Origin of the sequence: Pseudomonas sp. 25 R 14 (assembly GCF_900004755.1) — a bacterium.
Classification (GTDB): domain Bacteria; phylum Pseudomonadota; class Gammaproteobacteria; order Pseudomonadales; family Pseudomonadaceae; genus Aquipseudomonas; species Aquipseudomonas brenneri.
In genome coordinates this window covers 103,040-127,091 of record NZ_CVTS01000031.1, presented here as the reverse complement: position 1 = coordinate 127,091, position 24,052 = coordinate 103,040, and the positions used below count along the sequence as shown (strand labels likewise).

The window sequence follows — 24,052 nt, the reverse complement described above, 5'->3', positions numbered from 1 at the left end:
GTATCAAGGGGGGAAACACCATGTACTTGACGCCTCAGCATATATTGCTTGCCGGAGCCTCGGGCTTGACCGGGGAACATCTGCTGGACCGCCTGCTCAACGAGCCCACCGTCACCCGCGTACTGGCACCCAGCCGCCGCCCGCTGGCCGAGCACCCGCACCTGGAAAACCCCGTCGGCGACCCGGCGGTATTCCTGCCGCAACTGAGCGGCCGGGTAGATCTGGCCTTCTGCTGCCTGGGCACCACCCTGAAAAAGGCGGGGTCGGAGGCGGCTTTCCGCGCCGTCGACCTGGACATGGTCGTGACGTTCGGCAAGCGTGCCCGGGAAATGGGAGCGCGGCACCTGATCGTGATCAGCGCGATTGGCGCCGACCCGAAATCCTCGGTGTTTTATAACCGCGTCAAGGGCGAAATGGAGCAGGCCTTGAAAGCCCAGGGCTGGCCACAACTGACCATCGTGCGACCTTCGCTGCTGTTGGGCGAGCGCCTGGAAACCCGGCTGGCGGAAAAGCTCGCAGGGCCGTTGTCGCGGCTGATTCCCGGTAAGTATCGCGGCATCGAAGTGTGCGAACTGGCCCGGGCCATGTGGCGCCTGGCGCTGGAGGAGCAGGACGGGGTACGGGTTGTCGAGTCGGATGAGTTGCGCAAGCTTGGCAAGTGAATCCGTTCAACGGTTTTTGCACCGGCCCAATGTGGGAGCGGGCTTGCTCGCTCCCACATTTTAGGTCGGTGTTAAACCTTGGCTCAGTGTTACAACCCACCCGTCGCATTAAACCCAACCCCCAATACCGTCAACGCCGACAGCGGCAACAGCAGCGTGTCGAGCAACGCGCTGGCCGGCAGATCAAGGCCCGGATAGCTCGGCGCTTGCGCACCAAAACGGTCCATGGCGCAACAACCTCCCTGCAGCGCATACAGGTCCAGGCGCGTCCCTGCATAGACCACCGGCGCGCCGGGTTTCGCCGCATCCAGGGTGCGCGCCGTGGCGCAACCCGCCAGGTGCAGCGCCAGCACGATCAACAGTGCTTTATTCATCGCTGCTCAAATGATGCTCACCCCAACGCGGCAGCATGTCCTGGGGGATATTCAGCAGGTTGAGGATCCGTGCCACCACAAAATCCACGAGGTCATCGATGGTCTGCGGCTGGTGATAAAAGCCCGGGGACGCCGGCAGGATGGTCACGCCCATGTTCGACAACTTGAGCATGTGCTCCAGGTGAATGCTCGAATACGGCGCCTCGCGCGGCACCAGGATCAACTGGCGGCGCTCCTTCAAGGTCACGTCTGCCGCGCGCTCGATCAGGTTGTTGCAGGCACCGGTGGCGATCGCCGACAAGGTGCCGGTGGAACACGGCACCACCACCATCGCTGCCGGCGCACCGGAACCGGAAGCCACCGGCGACATCCAGTCTTCCTTGCCGTAGACCTTGATCTGCCCCGCCGCCGCACCGGTGTATTCGGTAAGGAAGGCCTGCATCATCTGCACTTTAGGCGGCAGCGAGACATCCGTCTCGGTGGCCATTACCAACTGCGCCGCCTTGGAAATCAGGAAGTACACCTCGCGGTCTTCGCGCACCAGGCAGTCCAGCAGGCGCAACCCATAAGGTGCACCGGACGCGCCGGTCATCGCCAGGGTGACGCGCTCCGGCCCGCTCACTGCAGGGCCTCGGCGAGTTTACCGTGCAGGCCGCCGAAGCCGCCGTTGCTCATGATCACCACGTGAGTGCCGGGTTTGGCCTGGCTCTTGACCCGTTCAATGATGCCTTCCAGCGAATCACTGACAATCGACGGCACGCTGCAGAGTTTGGCCACGGCCGCCAGGTCCCAGCCAAGGTTGGCCGGTGCGTACCACACCACCTGGTCGGCATCATTGACGCTTTCCGGCAGGCCGTCGCGGTGTGCACCCAGTTTCATGGAGTTGGAGCGTGGCTCGATAATGGCGATTACTGGCGCATCGCCCACGCGCTTGCGCAGGCCATCAAGCGTGGTGGCAATTGCCGTCGGGTGGTGGGCAAAGTCGTCGTAGATGGTGATCCCGTTCACTTCAGCGACCTTTTCCATCCGCCGCTTGACGCTCTTGAACGCACTCAGCGCAGCAATACCCATCGCCGGCACCACGCCGACATGGCGCGCAGCCGCCAGGGTGACCAGGGCGTTGGCGACGTTGTGCTGGCCGGTCATGTCCCAATCGACAATGCCCTGGGCCTCGCCCTCGAACAGCACCTCAAACCGGGAGCCATCCTCGCGGAGCAACTTGACCTGCCATTGGCCGCCCGCGCCAGTGGTTTGCACCGGCGTCCAGCAGCCCATCTCGATCACGCGCTGCAAGGCAGGCTCGGTGGTCGGATGGATCACCAGGCCTTCGCTGGGGATGGTGCGCACCAGGTGATGGAATTGCCGCTCGATGGCCGGCAGATCAGGGAAGATATCCGCATGATCGAACTCCAGATTGTTCAGGATCGCCGTGCGTGGGCGGTAGTGAACGAACTTGGAGCGTTTGTCGAAGAAGGCGCTGTCGTATTCATCGGCCTCGATCACAAAAAACGGCGTGTCGCCCAGGCGCGCCGATACCGAGAAATTCTGCGGCACACCGCCGATCAGGAAGCCGGGGCTCATGCCCGCGTGCTCCAGTACCCAGGCCAGCATGCTGCTGGTGGTGGTCTTGCCGTGAGTACCCGCCACCGCCAGCACCCAGCGGCCTTGCAGCACATGATCGGCCAGCCACTGCGGGCCGGAGACGTAGGGCAGGCCTTTGTTCAGCACGTATTCCACGGCAGGGTTGCCACGGGACATGGCATTGCCGATCACCACAAGGTCCGGGACCGGGTCAAATTGCGCCGGGTCGTAGCCTTGGGTCAGCTCAATGCCCTGAGCCTGCAATTGCGTACTCATCGGCGGATAAACGTTGGCATCGGAGCCGGTGACATGATGGCCCAGCTCTTTGGCCAGGACCGCCATTGAGCCCATGAAGGTGCCGCAAATACCGAGAATGTGAATGTGCATAGTCGACCTCGTAAAACATCGAGGCAGGTTAGCGCAGGGTGGGAAAATTCGCACTCTTTTACTGCAACCCAAAGAGTTGCAATCAAGCCCGGTACTTGGGCATTTCTGCACAACACCCAGCTTGATTGCACTCCCTTGGTGAAACAAACAAACGCACTCCAGCTACCGAATCAGAAGCAATGAAATTTATCTCACGCTGTCTGGGTTTTTTTCGCGTCTTCCACCTCGCGTACTGCAATAAGTCTGCCTATGCCCGAACTATTGAGATGCTCATACCTTTTATCCAGCGTATCCAATCTGACAGTAGCATCTTTCGACACGACTGCTGAATCGTCCTTGTATGGCCTGTAAATAAAATCATTTTTCTCCGAAACTTTCACCATGTTATTCTCAGCCGCGTCATAAAGCTTTTCCATAACATCAAGGCGTTCATTTGTGCCAGTGGGCCATGTCGAGCTTTTTTCAAGGGCCTTACCGTCCCCGCCCTCAACCATGGTCTGAATTGTATTGACGGCATACAGAGTTTTTAGCTCAGCGTTCTCCAGGCGCAACTTAATCACGGCATCATCTTGTCCTCCGGGACTGCTTACCGCCGCCGCAGTATTAGTGGCCTGACTTAGGGCAGGCTGATGGATCGGAGGAAGTACCGGGGTATTGGCAGTAAAACTACCTTTGATAGTTTCGCCAGCCCAGACAGACCCCGCGTAGGTACCAATATTCAACGGTGCGCTGACAAGTCCATTTACGGAAGTATTCACAAAAGCATCACGTGTAACGGTTTTCAAACTGGTGTCCGTTTTAAACACCCCAGCCTTGACTAGGCGATCAGCGACAACCAGATTGGCTGCCACATCGCCAAATGTCTTCGGTTTGGCAACAGCAGGCTTGGCCGGGCCAGTGACTGATGAACCTGGGTGCTGCGTTTTGAACACCATGTCCCTGAATTTAGTCACCCCCGGGCTGTTTGGAGGGCCTGCTGGCCGGCTGTGACCAAGACCGGCGGTCTGTATATATTTACCTGGCGTCCCATTAGACGGCGGAAGCTTCGACTTTTTCGGAGAGGGAAGCGTGGGAAACGTGGGACGCTTGGGAAACTTAATCCCCCGCTTAGTACGTACAGACCCTTCATCCTGCTGCTTTTGCCCAGCAGTATGTGCCTGGTAGGACACCTGGGTCTTTTGGTTATCCATTGACTCATTCAACGTTGACACACTTTTCGTACTGGCGGCTGCCTGCTGACTGGGCAAGTCGGCCGCCGAATCTTTCATTTGAAAATAATTTGGAATAGGAGAACCTGTAATATTCATATCTTCACCTACATAGTAAAAAACACGCCTATGACGCGCCACTAGTACACTGACCCGCCTCTAGAACCTACAATTCCAAAATAATGAATCGTCCTTTATTTCTTAGTACAAGAAAGACAATGCTCAGTTCCACAAGACACATAATTCAAATCAAAAAATCACAACCCACACTTCAAACGCATCTTTCCTCAACACTGACGCACCGCACAAGCACCAAAACAAAAAAACAAAATCCATATTAAACAAGCACCTCACCAAACCACTCCCAGCAAGTGACTGCACAGCCTGGCACTCAGACTATATACATTATGGACTACAGCACTTAGCGAACATACCGGCGACTCGCCCACCGACAACTTACGAAAAGTGAAGGCGTGAGCAAGTTCGCCAGGAAAAGCGTAAAAGATCAAAAGCCCTCCTTGGCGTCACTCAGTTGCGGAGCGCAAAGCGATTCCATGTTTGCGCAATTTGCGGTACAGCGTATTGCGACTGACGCCCAACTGCTCTGCGGCAAGGCTCATATGCCAGCGCTGCTGTTCGAGCGCGGCCAGCAATACCAAGCGCTCGGCATCCTCCAGCGGCTGCTTACCCCGCTGTACGGTGATTTGCACCTGAGAGGGCGCCAGACGAACCATCGAGGGTAAATCGTCCATCTCTACCCGCCCACCGTCACACAGTGCAACCAAGGTGCGCAGCACCGTACGCAGTTGTCGGACGTTACCCGGCCAGGCGAAGTCCAGCAGCGCCTGACGGGCATCGCCATCCAGCACTATCGCCTGCCCTTCAGCTTCTTGTGTCAGCAGAAAGTCCAGTAACTGCGACTTGTCGCTGCGCTCACGTAACGCCGGCAACGCTACCTCCAGACCATTGAGGCGATAGTACAAGTCCTCGCGGAAGGTGCCGTCGGCCACCCGCATCAACAAATCACGGTGGGTTGCGCTGATAATGCGCACGTTCACCGCTTGCGGTTCGCCACCTATAGGCACCACCAACCGGTCTTCCAGCACCCTTAATAACCGGGTCTGCAACGCCAGGGGCATATCGCCGATTTCATCGAGGAACAAGGTGCCACCATCGGCCTGTTGCAGCTTGCCGCGCATGCCTTCCTTGCGGGCGCCGGTGAAGCTGCCGCCGCGATAACCGAACAACTCGCTCTCGATCAGGTTTTCAGGGATGGCCGCGCAGTTCAGGGCTACGAAAGCTTTGTCGGCGCGCTGGCTGGCGTGGTGCACGGCTTTGGCAAAGGCCTCCTTGCCGGAGCCGGTTTCGCCATTGATCAGCAGCGGCACGTCACGTTCGAAGACCCGCAGGGCCTTGCGAAAATCACTCTGCAGCGCCTCGTCACCCAGGCAGATCCCTGGCAAACGTGGCCGCTCAACCTTGGGCGGCGCTTGCACCACCGGGCTGGGTGCGCGGCGGGATTCACCGCGCAGTACGGCAAACAGGCTACGCCCATCGCGGGTACGCAGGGGCCAACTGGCGCTGGCATTGGCACTGGCGCGGCCAAGCAATTGGTCCAGGGTGCAATCGAAAAACATCTCCACCGGCAGGCCCAGCAAGCGCCCGCGTGGCTGGCCCAGCAGGTTCTGCGCGCTTTGGTTGAGCGCACAGATGCGCCCTTCGCCGTCGAATGCCAGCAGCCCTTCGCTGAAGAGCCCCACGGACTCGGCCTGCAGATGGAAACGCAGCAACCAGTGGTTTTCAAAGTGCCGCAGGAAATAGCAGCTCTCGATCATCTTCGCCGAGAGATTGACCAGCGCCATGGTGTGGAACTGGCTCTGGCGCGAAACCGCTTCGCGGGCCGACGATACGTCGAGCACAGCCAGTAAATCGCCATGAGGGTCGAACACCGGGCTCGCGGAACAGGTCAGCCCGGTATGGCGCCCGCGAAAGTGTTCGTCGCGATGAATGGTCAGCGCCTGGCGCTCCACCAGGCACGTGCCAATGCCATTGGTGCCTTCGCAGGCCTCGCTCCAATCGGCGCCGAGCCATAGGCCGGCGCGCTCGAACACCTTGCGTTCACTGGGCGCGGTGACGCAATTGAGGATCACCCCGCGCGCATCGGTCAGCAGCACCGCGTGGCCGGCGCCGGAAAGTTGTTGATGCAAATTATTCATTTCATTGCCGGCGATGTGCAGCACTTGTTGCAGGCGCTCGCGGCTTTCGAGCAGGCGATCATGCTCCAGCACCGTGGGGGCGATGGTCAGCGCCGGGTCGAGGTGGTAATCCTCCAGGCAGCGCAGCCAAGAGCGGGCAATCGACGGATCGCTGCCGGGGCCGTGCTGTGGGTCTTGCCCACGGGTGACGGTCAGGACTTGCCGAGCATGGCGGCTGAAATGATCGTTGTGCATGTTCTTATTGTTCTCCTGCTGCGTGGGACACACCGCGGACCGGGACGCCCAGCATCCTCCAGGCCTTGGCGCATTGCAATCCCAGGGCGACCCATGGGTCACAGGCTGTACCGCTTATGGCACAAAGTGTCACACAGGCTGTATCAGACTTGTCACAGCAAAGCCTTGCAACAAACCCCAAGCCCTTGATTTACCTGGCCCACAGGGCACTGGCCCGACCTTTGCTCTACGCTTTATCAAGCGCAGCCACGCTGCACTCCAATAAACATAAGAAGTCAGGAGATACCCACCATGCGTTATGCACACCCCGGTACTGAAGGCGCTATCGTTTCGTTCAAGGCCAAGTACGGCAACTACATCGGTGGCGAATTTGTTGCACCGGTCGATGGCAACTACTTCACCAATACTTCGCCGGTGAACGGCAAGCCCATCGCCGACTTCCCACGCTCCACTGCCAAGGATATCGACAAGGCACTGGACGCCGCCCACGCCGCCGCTGACGCCTGGGGCAAGACCTCGGCCCAGGACCGCTCGCTGGTGCTGCTGAAAATCGCCGACCGCATCGAACAGAACCTCGAACTGCTGGCCGTCACCGAAACCTGGGACAACGGCAAGGCCGTGCGCGAAACCCTCAACGCCGATATCCCCCTGGCCGCTGACCACTTCCGCTACTTCGCCGGCTGCATCCGCGCCCAGGAAGGCAGCAGCGCCGAGATCAACGAACACACCGCCGCCTATCACTTCCACGAACCACTGGGTGTGGTCGGCCAGATCATCCCGTGGAACTTCCCTCTGCTGATGGCTGCCTGGAAACTCGCGCCAGCCCTGGCCGCCGGCAACTGCGTGGTACTCAAACCGGCCGAGCAGACCCCGCTGGGCATCAACGTGCTGATGGAAGTGATCGGCGACCTGCTGCCACCGGGCGTACTGAACGTGGTCCACGGTTTTGGCAAGGAAGCAGGCGAAGCCCTGGCCACCAGCAAGCGCATCGCCAAGATCGCCTTTACCGGCTCCACGCCAGTGGGCTCGCACATCATGCATTGCGCGGCCGAGAACATTATTCCGTCCACCGTTGAGCTGGGCGGCAAGTCGCCGAACATCTTCTTCGCCGACATCATGAAAGCCGAGCCACAGTTCATCGAAAAAGCCGCCGAAGGCCTGGTGCTGGCGTTCTTCAACCAGGGCGAAGTGTGCACCTGCCCATCCCGCGCACTGGTGGAAGAGTCGATCTACGACGACTTCATGAAAGTGGTGATGAAGAAGGTCGAGTCGATCAAGCGTGGCGACCCGCTGGACACCGACACCATGGTCGGCGCCCAGGCGTCCGAGCAGCAATTCGACAAGATCCTGTCATACCTGGAAATCGCCAAGGGCGAAGGTGCCGAGCTGCTGACCGGCGGCAAGGTGGAGAAACTGACCGGCGACCTGGCCAGCGGCTATTACATCCAGCCGACCCTGCTCAAGGGCACCAACAAGATGCGCGTGTTCCAGGAAGAAATCTTTGGCCCGGTGGTCAGCATCACCACCTTCAAGGATGAAGCCGAAGCCCTGGCGATCGCCAACGACACCGAGTTTGGCCTGGGCGCTGGCTTGTGGACCCGCGATATCAACCGCGCGTACCGCATGGGCCGGGCGATCAAGGCCGGGCGTGTGTGGACCAACTGCTACCACCTCTACCCCGCGCATGCGGCGTTTGGGGGTTACAAGAAGTCCGGCGTGGGTCGTGAAACGCACAAGATGATGTTGGATCACTATCAGCAGACCAAGAACCTGCTGGTGAGCTACGACATCAACCCGCTGGGGTTCTTCTAACCCTCCCCCGCTCTCACACTTGAAATGCAATTAAATGTGGGAGCGGGCTTGCTCGCTCCCACATTTGGATCTTCATCAGTAGTTGCGACGTGCATTCGGCAGACATCCGCCGAGTTAAAACAATAAAAAAGGTACTTTCCCATGCCTAGCGAACCGACAGGATCCTCCGTCGACTTCGAAAAAGTCGGCTCCGAATATTTCCAACAACGCGAACTGAAAAAAGGCGCCGCCGGCTGGGTGCTCCTGGTCGGCCTCGGTGTTGCCTATGTGATTTCCGGCGACTACGCCGGCTGGAACTTTGGCCTGGCCCAGGGTGGTTGGGGCGGGATGTTCCTCGCCACGCTGCTGATGGCCACCATGTACTTGTGCATGTGTTTTTCCCTGGCCGAACTGTCCTCCATGATCCCCACCGCAGGCGGCGGCTATGGCTTTGCCCGCAGTGCATTCGGGCCTTGGGGCGGATTCCTCACCGGCACCGCGATCCTGATCGAATACGCCATCGCCCCCGCCGCCATCGCGGTGTTTATCGGCGCCTATTGCGAGTCGCTGTTCGGCATCGGCGGCTGGATGATCTACCTGGCGTTCTACATCATTTTTATCGGCATCCACATCTTTGGTGTCGGGGAAGCGCTGAAGCTGATGTTTGTGATCACCGCCGTCGCCGCGATTGCCCTGGGGGTATTCCTGGTGGCCATGGTGCCGCACTTCAACGTCGCCAACCTGCTGGATATCCCGGTGACCGAGGCCAAGGGCGCCAGCAGTTTCCTGCCATTTGGTTATGTTGGCGTGTGGGCCGCGATCCCCTATGCGATCTGGTTCTTCCTCGCCGTCGAAGGCGTGCCCCTGGCCGCCGAAGAAACCAAGAACCCGAAACGCGACCTACCGCGCGGCCTGATCGGCGCGATTGTGGTGTTGACCAGTTTTGCCCTGCTGATCCTGGTGATCGCCCCCGGTGGCGCGGGCACCCTGGCGCTGGTCAAATCGGGCAACCCGCTGGTCGAATCCCTGGCCCTGGCCTACGGCGGCTCGACCTGGATGGGCAGCTTCGTCAACCTGGTGGGCCTGGCCGGACTGATCGCGAGTTTCTTCTCGATCATCTACGCCTATTCCCGGCAGATCTTCGCCCTGTCCCGCGCCGGTTACCTGCCGCGCAAACTGTCGCAGACCAATAAAAGCAAGGCGCCGGTGCTGGCGCTGGTGATCCCGGGGATCATCGGTTTTGGCCTGTCGCTGACCGGCCAGGGCGACCTGCTGATTTTGGTGGCGGTGTTTGGCGCGACCATTTCCTACGTGTTGATGATGGCCGCGCATATCACCCTGCGCATCCGTCGCCCCAAAATGGAGCGCCCGTACCGCACACCGGGAGGCATCTTCACCTCGGGCCTGGCTCTGGTGCTGGCGTGTATCGCAGTAGTCGCGGGCTTCCTGGTGGATCCACGCGTGGTGATTGGCGCGGCGATCATCTATGGAGTATTAATTGCTTACTTTGCTTTCTACAGTCGGCATCACTTGGTAGCAGGCACGCCGGAAGAAGAGTTCGCGGCGATCCAGGCCGCAGAGGCCGCCTTGCACTAAACGCCGTAAACCACGGCGCGGGCCACCGCCCGCGTCGTCATGGAGAGTCTGTATGGCAAGTTTTTCTCATTCGGTCGGCGCCTTGACCTACCGTTTCGACAGCCTCAAGGACGTGATGGCCAAGGCCAGTCCCGCCCGCTCCGGGGACTTTCTCGCAGGCGTTGCCGCGCAGAACGATGGCGAACGTGTGGCAGCACAAATGGCCCTGGCCAATATTCCCTTGAAGCACTTCCTTGAAGAAGCGCTGATCCCCTATGAAAGCGATGAAGTCACCCGGCTGATCATCGACACCCACGACCAGCAGGCCTTTGCCGTGGTCAACCACCTGACCGTTGGCGGCCTGCGCGACTGGCTGCTCAGCGATGCGGCCGACGAACACAGCCTGCGGGCATTGGCACCCGGCCTGACGCCGGAAATGGCCGCCGCCGTGTCGAAGATCATGCGCGTGCAGGACCTGGTGCTGGTGGCGCAGAAAATCCGCGTCGTTACCCAGTTTCGCGGCACCCTGGGCCTGCGCGGGCGCCTGTCCACACGCCTGCAACCCAACCACCCCACGGATGAGCCGGCGGGGATCGCCGCGAGCATTCTCGACGGTCTTTTGTATGGCAACGGCGACGCCATGATCGGCATCAACCCGGCCACCGACAGCATCGCCTCGATCTGCGCCATGCTGGAGATGCTCGACGCGATCATTCAGCGCTACGAGATTCCGACCCAGGCCTGCGTGCTGACCCACGTCACCACCTCCATCGAGGCGATCAACCGTGGCGTGCCACTGGACCTGGTGTTCCAGTCGATTGCCGGCACCGAAGCAGCCAACGCCAGCTTCGGGATCAACCTGAATGTGTTGCAGGAAGGCTACGATGCGGGTTTGAGCCTGAATCGCGGGACCCTGGGGCAAAACCTGATGTATTTCGAGACAGGGCAAGGCAGCGCCCTGTCCGCCAATGCGCACTTTGGCATCGACCAGCAAACCTGCGAAACCCGCGCCTATGCCGTGGCCAGGCATTTCAAGCCGTTTCTGGTCAATACCGTGGTCGGTTTCATCGGCCCCGAGTACCTGTACAACGGCAAGCAGATCATCCGCGCCGGCCTCGAAGACCACTTCTGCGGCAAGCTGCTGGGCGTGCCGATGGGTTGCGACATCTGCTACACCAACCATGCCGAAGCCGACCAGGACGATATGGACACCCTGCTGACCCTGCTGGGCGTGGCCGGGATCAACTTCATCATGGGCATCCCGGGCTCCGACGACATCATGCTCAACTACCAGACCACGTCCTTTCACGACGCGCTCTACGCCCGCCAGACCCTGGGCTTGAAGCCCGCGCCGGAGTTTGAACAGTGGCTGGCGAAAATGGGCATCTTCACGCAAGCCGATGGCAAGGTGCGGTTTGGCAACAACCTGCCACCGGCCTTCCGCCATGCCTTGGCGCAACTGGGATGAAGAAGGAGCCCGAAGTGCAGCTTGATACGCCAGAAAACGACAACCCATGGCTGGAACTGCGGCGCCTGACCCCGGCGCGGATTGCCCTGGGCCGCACCGGCACCAGCATTCCCACGGGCGCACAACTGGACTTCCAGTTCGCCCACGCCCAGGCCCGCGATGCGGTACACCTACCGTTCGACCATGCCGGATTGAGCCGCCAGATGGCCGAGCGCGGCCGCGACAGCCTGTTGCTGCACAGCGCCGCACTCGACCGCCACAGCTACCTGCAGCGCCCGGACCTGGGGCGGCGCCTGAGCGATGAGTCAGCACAGACCCTGCGCGACTACGCCCAGGCCAACCCAGGCGGAGTGGACCTGGCGGTGGTGGTGGCCGATGGTTTATCAGCGCTGGCGGTGCATAAACACACCGCGCCGTTTCTGACACGCATGGAAGAACAAACCCACGCTGAAGGCTGGTCGCTATCGCCGGTGATTCTGGTGGAACAAGGCCGGGTCGCGGTCGCCGATGAAATCGGGCAACTGCTCGGCGCAAAAATGGTGGTGATCCTGATTGGCGAACGGCCGGGGCTCAGCTCGCCGGACAGTCTGGGGCTGTATTTCACCTACAACCCCAAGGTCGGCCTCACCGATGCGTACCGCAACTGCATTTCCAACGTGCGCCTGGAGGGCTTGAGCTACGGCATGGCCGCGCACCGCCTGCTGTACTTGATGCGCGAGGCCTGCCGGCGACAACTGTCGGGGGTCAACCTCAAGGACGAGGCACAGGTTCAGACCCTTGAAACGGATGATCCGGACCTGATGAAAGGCAATTTCCTGCTCAGTCCGCCAAAGGAGTGATGCCGACACGATTGCGATTTTTAGCCGCTTTAGGCAGCATCAAGCAGCGGGCGCCCGAGTAATGGATCGTTTGCCGTCGTATTCCTATAGAAGTTGAGGCCTAGCATGCGGATTACTCAAGCGACTCTGGAACACCTGGACCTGTTGACCCCATTATTCGTCAAATACCGTGAGTTCTACGGTGCGCTGCCCTTTCCTGACTCGTCCCGGGCCTTTCTGGAAAAGCGCCTGCGCCGCAAGGAATCGGTGATCTACCTGGCGCTGCCGGATGACGACGACAGCAAGCTGCTTGGCTTTTGCCAGCTGTATCCGAGCTTTTCCTCGCTGTCATTGAAACGGGTGTGGATCCTCAATGATATCTACGTCGCCGAGGACGCCCGCCGCCAACTGGTAGCCGATAACCTGATGCGCACCGCGAAAAAAATGGCCAAGGAAACCAATGCCGTGCGTTTGCGCGTGTCGACCAGCAGCGATAACGCCGTGGCGCAGAAGACCTATGAATCCATGGGCTTTCGTGAAGACACCGAGTTCAAGAACTACACACTCCCGATCAGCGAAGACTGAAACACCGCAAAAAAATGTAGGAGCTGGCTTGCCTGCGATGCATACACCTCGGTGTGTCAGTCAGACCTCGGTGATGCTATCGCAGGCAAGCCTGCTCCCACATTTGGATCAGTGCTAGCCAGAATAGCTGCGACATCCCCCGCTACAAAACCAACACGCTTTTCACCACTCAATCCGTATAATGCCGACCTTTTAGGGCTGTAAGAAAATCGGCATACGCCTGTAGCCTTATTACCCGAAGCTTCCGCACAGGCCCGCTGAGCCAGGCCGTCCACACAGGTGCCATCCATGGATTTCAACCCGCTCGACCTTATCCTGCATCTCGACGTGTACCTCGACCTGCTGGTAACCAATTACGGTCCGTGGATCTACGCCATCCTGTTCCTGGTGATTTTTTGCGAAACCGGCCTGGTGGTGATGCCGTTCCTGCCGGGCGATTCGCTGCTGTTCATTGCCGGCGCCGTAGCGGCTGGCGGTGGCATGGACCCGGTCCTACTGGGCGGCCTGCTGATGCTGGCGGCGATCATGGGTGACAGTACCAACTACGTGATCGGCCGAACCGCCGGAGAACGCTTGTTCAGCAACCCCAACTCGAAAATCTTCCGCCGCGATTACCTGCAAAAGACCCACGATTTCTACGACAAGCACGGCGGCAAAACCGTGACCCTGGCGCGCTTCCTGCCGATCCTGCGCACCTTCGCGCCGTTCGTCGCCGGTGTCGCCAGAATGCCTTACCCACGGTTCTTCGGCTTCAGCGTGCTGGGCACCATCCTCTGGGTCGGCGGCCTGGTCACCCTCGGCTACTTCTTCGGCAACGTGCCGTTCATCAAGAAAAACCTGTCGCTGCTGGTGGTGTTCATCATCCTGCTGTCACTGGTGCCGATGATCATTGGCGTGGCGCGCAGCCGCTTTGGCCGCACCTCATCCGAAGCCAAGCCGCACTGATCGGCCATGTGGTCCCTCAGCGCCTGGCGTCGCCGGCGCATCCTGGCCAAACATCCCGTTGCCGATGAAACCTGGCAGCGGGTGCGCCATCACCTGACCTTCCTCGACGGCATCAGCGCCGAACAGGACCAATGGCTGCGTGAAGCCAGCATCCTGTTCCTCACCGAAAAACACCTCACGGCCCTGCCCGGCGTCGAACTGCACCAGGAACAACGCCTGCTGCTCGCCGCCCAGGCGCAACTGCCGCTGATGAACCTGGGCGACCTGGACTGGTACCAGGGCTTCCACGAAATCATCCTCTACCCCGATGACTTTCGCAGCCCCCAGCGCCATCGCGACGCCAGCGGCGTGGAACATGAATGGGACGGCGAACACAGTGGTGAAGCCTGGCAGCAAGGCCCGGTGATCCTCGCCTGGCCGGGCGTGCTGGCCAGTGGCAATTGGGAAGGCTACAACCTGGTAATCCACGAACTCGCGCACAAGCTCGACATGCTCAATGGCGATGCCAATGGCCTGCCGCCGCTGCATGGCGACATGCGCGTGCAAGAGTGGGCGAGCGTGATGCAGGGCGCCTATGACGACCTCAACCGCCAACTCGACCACAACCCCGACGCCGAAACCGCCATCGACCCCTACGCGGCGGAAAACCCTGCGGAATTCTTTGCTGTCACCAGCGAGTATTTTTTCAGCGCCCCGGATTTACTCACAGAAAGTTATCCACAGGTCTACGAGCAACTGAGCCACTTTTACCGCCAGGACCCACTGGCCCGCCTGAAACATCTGCAGGCCAGCGACCCGCGCTATCAGACTGAAGGCTAAGTACCGTACGACGTCTGGCGCGTGGCATCGGCGCAGGAATATGCCTATAATCGCCGCCACTTTTAGGCCAATCCGGCCAGTTTACCTGGCCAATAACGGGGGCAACGCCCAATGAGCTACAGCAAGATTCCGGCTGGCAAAGACCTGCCGAACGACATCTACGTCGCCATCGAGATTCCGGCCAACCATGCGCCGATCAAATACGAAATCGACAAAGACAGCGACTGCCTGTTCGTTGACCGTTTCATGGCCACCCCGATGTTCTACCCGGCCAACTACGGTTTCATCCCTAACACCCTGGCAGACGACGGTGACCCCCTCGACGTGCTGGTCGTGACGCCTTACCCGGTCACCCCAGGCTCGGTCATCCGTGCCCGCCCGGTTGGCATCCTGAACATGACCGACGACGGCGGCGGCGATGCCAAAGTTATCGCCGTACCACACGACAAGCTGTCCCAGCTGTACGTCGACGTGAAGGAATACACCGACCTGCCGCCACTGTTGCTGGAGCAGATCAAGCACTTCTTCGAGAACTACAAAGACCTCGAAAAAGGCAAATGGGTGAAGATCGACGGTTGGGGCAACGCAGACGCCGCCCGTGCCGAGATCATGAAGTCGGTAGCCGCCTATAAAGGCTGATACCCGCTACTCATTGCCACGGCAATCAAAAAAGCCCCGATCATCCGGGGCTTTTTTTGTGGAAAAAAATAAACAACAAGTTCAATAGAATAAACAAATCATCAACTAACGTTTAACTGAATACATTATCGACAGGATTTCACTTTCAATAAGGAAATACCTACATACACCAACTCAACACATAGTTTATTTGATCTAGTTTTCCGGCCAGTAAACTCTGCGTTTATGAATACATCAGGTGATCGCTTAAGAATATTACTTCGGGAAGTTCATCTTTCCGCATCCGACTTCGCCAAGAATCGCGACGTCACGCCCCAGCACGTAAACAACTGGTTCAAGCGTGGCGTGCCCATGGCCCGGCTCGACGAAATAGCAGAACTGCTGTGTGTCACCAGCCGCTGGCTGCGTACCGGCGAAGGCCCCAAACACCCGCCGACCAACTACCAACTGGAAGGCCCCAACACAGCAAACAACGCTGACGCACGCGAAGACTGCGGCCACTACCTCTGCGGCCCCAGCAGCGGCCCGGAAAAAATCGACGTGGAAATCCCCCTCCACGCCTCCTTCAACACCGAAGAAAGCCTACGCCTCTCCCTGCACACCCTGGAACAACTCAACGTCACCGCCGAACGTGCCCTGGGGGCCTACATGGTCGGCAACAGCATGACCGACATCATCCAGGACCGCGCCATCCTGGCCATCGACCGTGGCCGCACGCAAATCATCGACGGCGAAATCTACGCCCTCGAACACGACGGCATGCTGCGCATCAAATACCTCTACAACCGCCCCGGCGGCGGCCTGCGCATCCGCAGCCACAACAGCAACGAACATCCCGACGAACTCCTGACTTACGACCAGCGCTTCGAGCAGAACGTACACATCCTGGGCTGGGTCTTCTGGTGGTCCACCCTGAACAACCGCCGCCCTCCCGTCCCGCTGGACGAGCACCTGATCGGCCACGACAGCTCTAAATCAGACCAGACGCTGGAAAATTGAGAGGAGTGCCAGTATCATGCGCGGCACATTTGGCAGGGGTTGGCGTAGCGCCGACACACCCTGCCCGGCGATGCGGAGGAGTTCCCGCTGATGCCCCCTTTATCACTTGGGCGAGAGCTTGAGTGAACGATTGAAGGCTGGTGAGGTTTACCAAAAATAGACTTAACCAGTCCCCGAGAAGCCGGCCACAAGCCGGCTTTTTAATTGTCCGAAATAATCCTATCCCATCCGAGATTCTTCCTGATAGCTTAGCTATTCCGGGGGTTTCAGGCATTCCCCTGTCCGATGGTGTTCGACGCCATTTGACCTCATCCGGCGATGAAGTGGGGGGACAGATGGGGGGACAAAAGGGACGACAGGGGAAATCCAATGGGTAAGCTGAATCCGAAACAAGTCGAAAACCTGACCGAACCCGGCACCTATGAAGATGGTGATGGGCTTCGCTTGGTCGTCAAACCTACCGGACGTAAATCCTGGCTGCTTCGCTTCCAGCTGGCGGGCCGTCGTAGAGAGATGGGGCTGGGCTCATTCCCTGAGGTGAGTCTCAAGAAGGCCAGACAAGATGCCAGTGCTAAACGCACCCAATTGAGTGATGGCGTAGACCCATTAGCCGCTCGCGACATAGAGCGCGCAGCTCAACGGGAAGCCCAGCGAGCAAGTGAAGCGAAGCAACTGAAGTTCGAGACCCTCGCAACGGAATACCGTGATGCTCACGGCGCGGCGTGGTCGGAGAAGTGGCGTAAAGGGTGGCTGCGTAAGCTGGAGCTGTATGCGTTTGATCACATAGGCAAGCTGTCAGCCGAAGACATCGGTACTCCCGAAGTACTCAAGGTGCTGCAACCTATCTGGGCCACCAAAACACGAACCGCCGATGAGGTACGTGGGCAAATTGAGCAAGTTTTGGACGCCGCTAAGGCACGCAACCTGCGAAAGGGTGAGAACCCCGCTCGCTGGCGCGGGCACTTAGACAATCTGTTGAGCCGTGCTGAAAAGAAGAAGGCTCGGAAGCGCGAGCACTTTGAAGCTTTGCGCTGGCAGGATGTGCCGGATCTGATGATAAAGCTCAGGGCAAACTCCACGCCCCCGTCTTGGGCCGCTCAACTGTTGATCATGACCAGCGCACGCGCCCACATGGTTAGGTTCGCTCGTTGGGATGAGTTTGATCTAGAAGCTGGGACTTGGTCGCTGCCTGACGAGCGAATGAAGATGCGGGTAGCCTTCGTAATTCCACTTGCCGAGGAAGTCGTAAAGCTGGTGAAGAGTATTCCACGAGATGAGGGAAGCGCCTTTCTGTTTCCAGGCCAGGGCAAGACAGGGGCCATGCACGCAAACGCAATACGTACGCTCCTACACAGCATGGAGTATGAACATGTAACACGTCACGGCTTTCGATCCTCGTTTCGTGACTGGGCCGGTGAGTGCACTCACTACCCACGCGAGGTTTGCGAGATGGCATTGGCGCATGATGAACGCGATCAGACTGAAGGGGCCTATTCGCGCTCGGACTTCCTTGATAAACGCCGATTGCTGATGAAGGACTGGGCAGCCTTCCTCAATCCAACGCTCAACAGTAATCTCGAAGTCTGAATACCTAGTATATCAAGCCGCACCTTCAAGGAGTCGACATGACCAATTCATCGCAACATCAAGCTCAAGCCTTGCATGAGCTTGAGCAACTAAAAGAAGAACTACAGGCTAACTGGAATAGCGAAAGGCTCAGGATAGAAGAGTCATTGTGCTACCTTATAACACACTCTATTGGCGAAGATTATAACCACATCAAAAATAGCATAGAAGCCCAAGTAAAAACGGGAGAGACGTGCAAAGACCAGAAGACGTCTCAATGGGTGATGAGTGAGTTCGACTCGCAAACCCACCCAGCGCGAGAATACACCCTAATCGCACTCACCTACCTCCTCCTATTTGACTTTGAATGTAAAAATGGATCCATCGCTAGCGCTTCGAAACTTATCTGTCATGCTAGCCACTTCGAGGGATATGCCAGTGGAGTGACACTTCCTCGAATTAATGGAGGGGCCCGAGGACGTTCAAAGAACAGCCAAAAAAACCAGAACAAGATAGCAGTTTTAATTAGCTCGCTTCGGCCGACGGAAGGCTGGAGAAAAGAGCGAGACGCTGCAAACTGTATTTATGAGGAAGCAGTAAAACTAAATAAAAATTCAAGCATGAATCTCACCCCCTCCCAACTTACTAACCTGATGACGAAATGGATGAAGGAAGAAGGCTCCGTATGCCGAGCGGCCTTTCTGGGCACTAGTGAATAGGTTATTCACTTGGTAACGCCTCAGGCTGCTTTCTGGGCCTACCTCGTTTTGTTTCCTTGGGAGATACCCGCCCTCCTTTCCCGAAGCACCTACCGCCGTCAGGTGCGATCATCCGGATGAAGTAATCCGGCTTGGTCAGATACGCCGCCACAAGGTTTAGCCCAGCCCTTAGACCGGCCTGATGGTGGCTAATCATGCCAACCCCTAAGATCCCTTTCTTTTCAAACGCCGCTTTGTTCTTGTTGCAGTTATAATAAATTCCTTTCCCTTCAGTCACCATCTCTACCCAGTATTCGCCCAGAAGCTTGGCAATGACGATATCCTCTCGATGATCAGTTCCATTCAAAAACAACAAACAGTGATAATGGTAGGACTTATCAAGACCATATTCCAGTTTCCAAGCATACCCTACGACACCCGGTGACTTAGGGCTCCTGAGATACTTCATTAAGGCTTCGCGATGCCTCCTGGCTTCGGCATGGGTGATAGCGGTTTCTCCTCGAGGAACGCAGTACTGGCTGCGATAGGTGAAATCGATACGAATCACTAGCATCCTAGCGTAACGCACAAACAGCGACTCAATATATCCAACTAGGCTTTTATAATTCTTATTGGCAGACCGGCTAAACCCTTTAAAATTAGTTTGAAACTCCACCCCACGAATTTCCTGCTTAACCTTTTCTATCAAGTCATGGAGCGGGGATAATTCATCAGATTGAAGCAGCTCAACCTTGTATATATCTGTTTTCAGTTCCACTCCAATAAAGTTCTTCACAAAGACTCTCAACAGCGGATTAAACTCATGACAGGGATAAACCTCTTTGATCATCCCAAAATCCACCTTTAGTAAGCTTAGACAGTCCTGCTCCAACATCCTGACCTTCTTCTGCTTAGACATTGCCGTCGTACGAGGCAGAAACAAGCCCTTCTCAAAGGCCTTCAGACGCAACATTACTTTGACAATTGAACGGATATCACTCGCCAATAACGCTTGATCGGTATACTGCTCAACCGTCTCACCGTTGATGTCCGCATACATGTACGACTCATGTTCAAAATACAAATCCAACTCTTCATCAAACCTCATGCACTCACCTTATATGGACAGGCACTCTAATCATTCATCACATAGAGCACGCAACTAACGATAAGCCACTACTGCACCCATCACCCAATACTGCCCATGCAGGCCCATGCAGGCCCATGTTCTATCACGGCGTGCATCAAAGATGGGTATTAGGCATAGACATTGAATATGGATACTAGAGTTACTAGATACTATTCTAGATATAACATAGATACCAATATTCAAACTCTCTGTTTGCCCCGGCCAACCCAACGAATTAGATAAACAACAGCACCGCACGCTGGAGATATGACCCAATAGAAAAATGAAAGTTAGTGCTTGTGGTTGCTCGAATTAGAACCATTATAAGAAACGCTGACGCATCGCTGTAGCCAAGCGCTTACATCTTCCTCCAGCCACCCCACAGCAAAGCTGCCCAATTTAAAAGGCTTAGGGAACGTTGCGTCATATCGCGAAGATCTTGGGTTGATCCGATCATAAATAGTTGACCGTGACAGCCCCACCCTAACTGAAAGCTGCTTGAGTCTGATAACACTAGGATGTACTGCCGAATCTCGCTGCATGGTAGGTACCCTCGGGTTTCAATGAGCCCCAACGGTAAAAGATCTTCTTCCCGCACTCACTCGACTTAGCACCCAGTAAAAAATTCCCAGGTGCTAAACCAGATTTCAATTGACGACCGATCCACTACCGGACTGAGGCATGCACTAGCCTACCTTCCAGTACAGAAAGTTGGTTCCCAGCTATGAAATGTTAGTTCCCTCGTTTGAAATATTAGTTCTTTTGCCAGAGAGAACTAACTTCGGTCCTCTTCGTGGACACCAAGAATCAATTCGAAACAATTTTAACCATACATAACACTTGAGCAACGACAACATCCTTGACACCGATAATTATTTAGAGGTCTGAAAAAATGATTGAATGCCCAAGCTGCGGATCATCAGCCGTCGCACAACAAGCTACAGCCAAGAAAGCAGGTGCCGCCATCGGTGGAGTGAGCGGTGTGCTCAAAGGATTATCCGCTACCACAATCGGTGCCAATATTATTTTGATCACTGGCAGCCCAACAGGCGGGCTAACCACAGCAGTAGGCCGATTGGCCTCATCCATTATGGCGGCATTCGCAAGCGGCGCAGCCGGATGTATCGCGGGAGCGAGGATCGGAGCATTAATTGATCGCAACGTCTTCGACTCCTACCGATGCAGTCACTGTAACTGTTCTTTCAAGATGCACTTGCCTGCAACATCCGTGAAGGCTTCACACACAGTCGAAGCAATTCAAGACAACTGATATTCATCTCGCTTGCATATTACGCACCGCTGATATCCCAGCAGCGTTGGCGCTCGCCTGTCAAACAAGGAAAAAACTAATGGCACATTTAATCGAACACATGGCTTATGTCGGTGAAACGCCATGGCATGGGCTCGGCTCGGTACTTTCACCCAAGCAACCTATTGAGGTCTGGCAGAAAGAAGCCGGTATGAACTGGCGCATAGAAGATAGTCCCGTCCATTTCAAGGCCAACATGGTAGGTAACCTGGGATCAATTTATACATTCCCAGAACAGAAGGTTCTTTACCGCTCTGACACCAAAGTAGCACTTTCAGTAGTCTCACAGCGCTACCAAATAGTGCAGCCTCGCGATGTGCTGGAATTTTACCGCGACCTCACTGAGGTCTCCGGGTATGAGCTGGAAACTGCGGGAGTGTTAAAAGGAGGTCGTAAGTTCTGGGCGTTGGCGCGGACAGGGCAAAACGCAACGTTGGCGGGTAATGATGAAGTGAATGGTTATTTGCTACTGGCAACCTCGTGCGACGGAACGTTAGCTACCACCGCCACCCCCACGACCGTTCGAGTTGTCTGCAACAACACACTGACTATTGCCCTGGATGGGGCAAGCCGCGCTATCAAGGTTCCGCACAGTACTCGGTTTGATCCGCAGGCGGTAAAGAAGCAGCTGGGTATCGCGGTATCACAGTGGGACGAATTCATGCATCGAATGCACATGCTCGCAGAGCGCAAGGTGCAATGGCCGGAAGCGATGAGTTTCTTCCTCAGCGTCCTGTGCGACACCCCTGCTAACAGCCCCATTCCTGAAGTACTACCGAACGAACGAGCACTACGCAAAGTACAAAGCCTGTATGAGGGACAAGGCCGAGGCTCAACCTTGCAGTCTGCTAAAGGCACCGCATGGGGACTGCTCAACGCCGTGACCGAATATGTCGACCACGAGCGGCGGGCAAGGAGCTCTGAGTACCGGATGGACTCGGCATGGTTTGGACAAGGTGCCGTCATTAAGCAGAGGGCACTAGATGCGGCTCTACGCCTCGCGGCCTGAACCGTTTCGCACACCAAAACAGCCCAGCCAGTGCCTCATGGCTGGGCGCTTTATGCCCTATGGGAACCATTTAGATCCGGCCTTCCCTACCCAACTGAACTACGCAAAGAATGGGCAGGTCCAGGAATTAAGAACAGCTTACGCAAACAAACCGCTGATTAATGAACGGTCATAGTCCTGCGTCGATGAACAAATCTGACGGCTTACAGTGCAATGCAGTCGCGATCCGGAGGATATTCAAAAAGGTAACGTTCCTCTCCCCTCGCTCTATTTTTCCCATGTGAGAACGGTCGATCCCGGCAGCATCCGCCAAGGCTTCTTGCGACAGCGTATGCCCTAGTCTTCGTGCGCGTACCGCCGCACCAAGCTGCACTAGGTCGCCGTCTTTATCGTGAGTCGCAGAGATTCTTGCCATGGCGAAAATCGTCGCGCTATGATGCCTTCACGACCACGGCATTTACGACCCTTTTTGACATTTCTGTGACGTAGAGCAGAGCTAGCAGTGGGCCTTCCTACCACCAATACAGAGAATCCGAAATATGTCTCTTTCAACCGTAAATGGATTAAACGAGTCTCAAATAGAAACTTTTCTAAAAGCCAAAAAGTCTTTTGAGGTTATAGGCTTAAGAGGTCAATTCACTAAGAGCGTAGTAATTATCGAAAAAAAGATAGAAAGCCTAGATCTAAAGTGCCGCGTAAAAGTCGATCTGAAAGGTGCTTTAGCTCAAGGCGGTATATTGGGCACTGTTATTGGAGCGGCTTCTCTCCCTATCGGCGTCGCTTTAGCCGCCGCTGCTACCGTTGTCAGCACTGGTCATACTCTAGCGACCTACAATCCCGACTACGAAATCATAAAAGACTACGTCAATAAAAAACTAAAAATTATCTATAAAAAATAACATACGGCAGCATTAATTAGCGCGACAGCGCACACTTGAGAGCTTAATAAATTGAAAACAAAGTCAACCATACTAAAAGCAACCATTTGCCTTGCGCTCACAGTCGCCATAAACGCCCAAGCCGAAGTTGACTACGGTTACATGTATCCACCCATGCTGCCAAATGAACAAACTATGAACGACCTGCCTTATGCCATTCCCTGCGCGGAGGCCAAAAATCAGTATGGGGCGAAATTCTACCGTTGCACTTGGTATAGCATTCCAAGAAACATCACTCAGTGGAATGCACAACAACAGCGTAACGTTACCTTCAGCAACCATGTTAGCGGTAAATGTGTGCGAGGCACTTGCCGTGCATCCAATGGCTCAGGCATCTATGGCATGTACGGTCAGGACCTAAGCTTTAGCCTTTCAATTTACTATTACATCTATGAAAGCGAGGATGGTTATCCGATAGCGTACCGCATGGACGGCGGACCAAATAAAAAGGGGAAAGAAGTTACTTACTCTCAAGCTCGTGCAACACTTCAGGACTTTTTGCTTGACCACGGTGTTAGCAATGCGAGCGTAAAAGACTCTATTGCTGCCTACTCGCTGGATGCGAATGAAACGAGTGGCTCAGTCGATAGCGAACCACAGGTCGAAAAGCCCCCCATGACAAAGCCCACCAAAACAATCGAAGTAAAGAAAGCCTGGTGCAACCCACGGGCGGACGATGACTGCACCATTAATGGTAAGAAAGTTTCCAAGGCAGAGCTCAAGCAGTACCTACCAACGGTCTATGAACTGGAAGTACTCAATGCCGGTGGGCACTGCCAATATCCGATTTGTTATGATAAAAATGATAATCCAATCGGAATAAACTAATATTAAGGCACGGTATTTTCCGTGCCTTGATTTTTGCTTAACGGACAAATACAGTGCGCACCTGCAAACTATATGACCTATAAAAAGCATCAGAAAATTTGAGCCTAAGAGCACACTCTTCAGTACTGAACTGGAGGCGACGAAGATGGCAAGGAAGAAGTACCGGTTTATTAAGGTCGTTTCTGTCAAGTCTGCGAGGTAAAGATAAATCGGCTAATTGCAGGCCCATTAGCAGTTAAGAATGGTCTGAAAAAGCCCTATCTCAAAAACGTGA

Annotated in this window: 23 protein-coding genes; 15 read left to right on the top strand and 8 right to left on the bottom strand. The window is 56.3% G+C overall.

Going from position 1 to position 24,052, the window contains the following annotated elements; translation table 11 throughout:
* Nucleotides 1-20 precede the first annotated feature (20 nt).
* Nucleotides 21-662 carry an oxidoreductase gene (locus BFQ03_RS07660; RefSeq protein ID WP_032861672.1) on the top strand — a complete coding sequence of 214 codons (642 nt, stop codon included), beginning with the start codon at nt 21-23 and terminating at the stop codon, nt 660-662.
* Between the two features lie 89 nt (nt 663-751).
* Here BFQ03_RS07660 and BFQ03_RS07655 read toward each other — a convergent pair whose 3' ends face one another.
* The 5 genes from BFQ03_RS07655 to BFQ03_RS07635 form a co-directional block, all read right to left on the bottom strand.
* Nucleotides 752-1,036 (bottom strand): YceK/YidQ family lipoprotein, encoded by a 285-nt coding sequence (locus BFQ03_RS07655; protein ID WP_032861671.1) that lies wholly within the window; start codon nt 1,034-1,036, stop codon nt 752-754.
* Nucleotides 1,029-1,658: a flavin prenyltransferase UbiX gene (ubiX, locus tag BFQ03_RS07650; RefSeq protein ID WP_032861669.1), complete on the bottom strand. Its 630-nt coding sequence runs from the start codon at nt 1,656-1,658 to the stop codon at nt 1,029-1,031. The genes BFQ03_RS07655 and ubiX overlap by 8 nt, the downstream gene beginning before the upstream one ends.
* Nucleotides 1,655-3,004 carry a UDP-N-acetylmuramate:L-alanyl-gamma-D-glutamyl-meso-diaminopimelate ligase gene (gene mpl / locus BFQ03_RS07645; protein WP_032861668.1) on the bottom strand — a complete coding sequence of 450 codons (1,350 nt, stop codon included), beginning with the start codon at nt 3,002-3,004 and terminating at the stop codon, nt 1,655-1,657. The genes ubiX and mpl overlap by 4 nt, the downstream gene beginning before the upstream one ends.
* 191 nt (nt 3,005-3,195) lie before the next feature.
* Nucleotides 3,196-4,311 carry a hypothetical protein gene (locus tag BFQ03_RS28920; RefSeq protein ID WP_139115657.1) on the bottom strand — a complete coding sequence of 372 codons (1,116 nt, stop codon included), beginning with the start codon at nt 4,309-4,311 and terminating at the stop codon, nt 3,196-3,198.
* Between the two features lie 425 nt (nt 4,312-4,736).
* Nucleotides 4,737-6,662: a sigma-54-dependent Fis family transcriptional regulator gene (locus BFQ03_RS07635; RefSeq protein WP_065942793.1), complete on the bottom strand. Its 1,926-nt coding sequence runs from the start codon at nt 6,660-6,662 to the stop codon at nt 4,737-4,739.
* A gap of 291 nt (nt 6,663-6,953) precedes the next feature.
* Between BFQ03_RS07635 and BFQ03_RS07630 the strand changes: the two genes are divergently transcribed.
* From BFQ03_RS07630 to BFQ03_RS07580, 11 genes are all read left to right on the top strand, one after another.
* Nucleotides 6,954-8,474: an acetaldehyde dehydrogenase ExaC gene (locus BFQ03_RS07630; RefSeq protein ID WP_032861665.1), complete on the top strand. Its 1,521-nt coding sequence runs from the start codon at nt 6,954-6,956 to the stop codon at nt 8,472-8,474.
* A 141-nt stretch (nt 8,475-8,615) separates the two neighbouring features.
* Complete coding sequence (eat, locus tag BFQ03_RS07625) at nt 8,616-10,049, top strand: ethanolamine permease (RefSeq protein ID WP_032861664.1); 1,434 nt, start codon at nt 8,616-8,618, stop codon at nt 10,047-10,049.
* A 52-nt stretch (nt 10,050-10,101) separates the two neighbouring features.
* Nucleotides 10,102-11,496 (top strand): ethanolamine ammonia-lyase subunit EutB, encoded by a 1,395-nt coding sequence (locus BFQ03_RS07620; RefSeq protein ID WP_065942792.1) that lies wholly within the window; start codon nt 10,102-10,104, stop codon nt 11,494-11,496.
* Nucleotides 11,493-12,335 carry an ethanolamine ammonia-lyase subunit EutC gene (gene eutC / locus BFQ03_RS07615; RefSeq protein ID WP_065942791.1) on the top strand — a complete coding sequence of 281 codons (843 nt, stop codon included), beginning with the start codon at nt 11,493-11,495 and terminating at the stop codon, nt 12,333-12,335. Before BFQ03_RS07620 ends, eutC begins: the two co-directional genes overlap by 4 nt.
* 105 nt (nt 12,336-12,440) lie before the next feature.
* Nucleotides 12,441-12,899: a GNAT family N-acetyltransferase gene (locus tag BFQ03_RS07610; protein WP_029292284.1), complete on the top strand. Its 459-nt coding sequence runs from the start codon at nt 12,441-12,443 to the stop codon at nt 12,897-12,899.
* A 288-nt stretch (nt 12,900-13,187) separates the two neighbouring features.
* Nucleotides 13,188-13,844, top strand: coding sequence for a DedA family protein (locus BFQ03_RS07605; RefSeq protein WP_029292285.1), 657 nt, complete (start codon nt 13,188-13,190; stop codon nt 13,842-13,844).
* Nucleotides 13,845-13,850: 6 nt separating this feature from the next.
* Nucleotides 13,851-14,663 (top strand): M90 family metallopeptidase, encoded by an 813-nt coding sequence (locus BFQ03_RS07600; protein ID WP_032861660.1) that lies wholly within the window; start codon nt 13,851-13,853, stop codon nt 14,661-14,663.
* A 111-nt stretch (nt 14,664-14,774) separates the two neighbouring features.
* A complete protein-coding gene (gene ppa, locus BFQ03_RS07595; RefSeq protein WP_003176323.1) occupies nt 14,775-15,302 on the top strand; it encodes an inorganic diphosphatase in 528 nt (175 codons plus the stop codon).
* Between the two features lie 225 nt (nt 15,303-15,527).
* Nucleotides 15,528-16,301, top strand: coding sequence for a LexA family transcriptional regulator (locus BFQ03_RS07590; protein ID WP_082445637.1), 774 nt, complete (start codon nt 15,528-15,530; stop codon nt 16,299-16,301).
* Nucleotides 16,302-16,670: 369 nt separating this feature from the next.
* On the top strand, nt 16,671-17,888 hold the full coding sequence (locus BFQ03_RS07585; protein ID WP_065942829.1) for a tyrosine-type recombinase/integrase: 1,218 nt from the start codon (nt 16,671-16,673) through the stop codon (nt 17,886-17,888).
* 38 nt (nt 17,889-17,926) lie between these two features.
* Nucleotides 17,927-18,586 (top strand): hypothetical protein, encoded by a 660-nt coding sequence (locus BFQ03_RS07580; protein WP_065942790.1) that lies wholly within the window; start codon nt 17,927-17,929, stop codon nt 18,584-18,586.
* Nucleotide 18,587: 1 nt separating this feature from the next.
* Here the strand turns inward: BFQ03_RS07580 and BFQ03_RS07575 are convergent, their stop codons facing one another.
* Both BFQ03_RS07575 and BFQ03_RS28915 read right to left on the bottom strand, forming a co-directional pair.
* Complete coding sequence (locus BFQ03_RS07575) at nt 18,588-19,673, bottom strand: YagK/YfjJ domain-containing protein (protein ID WP_065942789.1); 1,086 nt, start codon at nt 19,671-19,673, stop codon at nt 18,588-18,590.
* Nucleotides 19,674-19,984: 311 nt separating this feature from the next.
* Nucleotides 19,985-20,236, bottom strand: coding sequence for a helix-turn-helix transcriptional regulator (locus BFQ03_RS28915; protein WP_083204809.1), 252 nt, complete (start codon nt 20,234-20,236; stop codon nt 19,985-19,987).
* A gap of 807 nt (nt 20,237-21,043) precedes the next feature.
* Between BFQ03_RS28915 and BFQ03_RS07570 the strand changes: the two genes are divergently transcribed.
* Entirely contained in the window at nt 21,044-22,012 is a 969-nt protein-coding gene (locus tag BFQ03_RS07570; protein WP_065942788.1) for a DUF932 domain-containing protein, read from the top strand.
* A 169-nt stretch (nt 22,013-22,181) separates the two neighbouring features.
* Here BFQ03_RS07570 and BFQ03_RS07565 read toward each other — a convergent pair whose 3' ends face one another.
* The gene (locus BFQ03_RS07565; protein ID WP_065942787.1) at nt 22,182-22,427 is read right to left on the bottom strand and encodes a helix-turn-helix domain-containing protein; all 246 of its coding nucleotides are present in this window, start codon (nt 22,425-22,427) and stop codon (nt 22,182-22,184) included.
* Between the two features lie 124 nt (nt 22,428-22,551).
* Here BFQ03_RS07565 and BFQ03_RS07560 point away from each other — a divergent pair, with 124 nt between their 5' ends.
* Together BFQ03_RS07560 and BFQ03_RS07555 are read left to right on the top strand one after the other, a co-directional pair.
* Nucleotides 22,552-22,911 (top strand): hypothetical protein, encoded by a 360-nt coding sequence (locus tag BFQ03_RS07560; RefSeq protein WP_065942786.1) that lies wholly within the window; start codon nt 22,552-22,554, stop codon nt 22,909-22,911.
* A 174-nt stretch (nt 22,912-23,085) separates the two neighbouring features.
* Nucleotides 23,086-23,778 (top strand): hypothetical protein, encoded by a 693-nt coding sequence (locus tag BFQ03_RS07555; RefSeq protein WP_239695226.1) that lies wholly within the window; start codon nt 23,086-23,088, stop codon nt 23,776-23,778.
* The last annotated feature ends 274 nt before the right edge of the window (nt 23,779-24,052 follow it).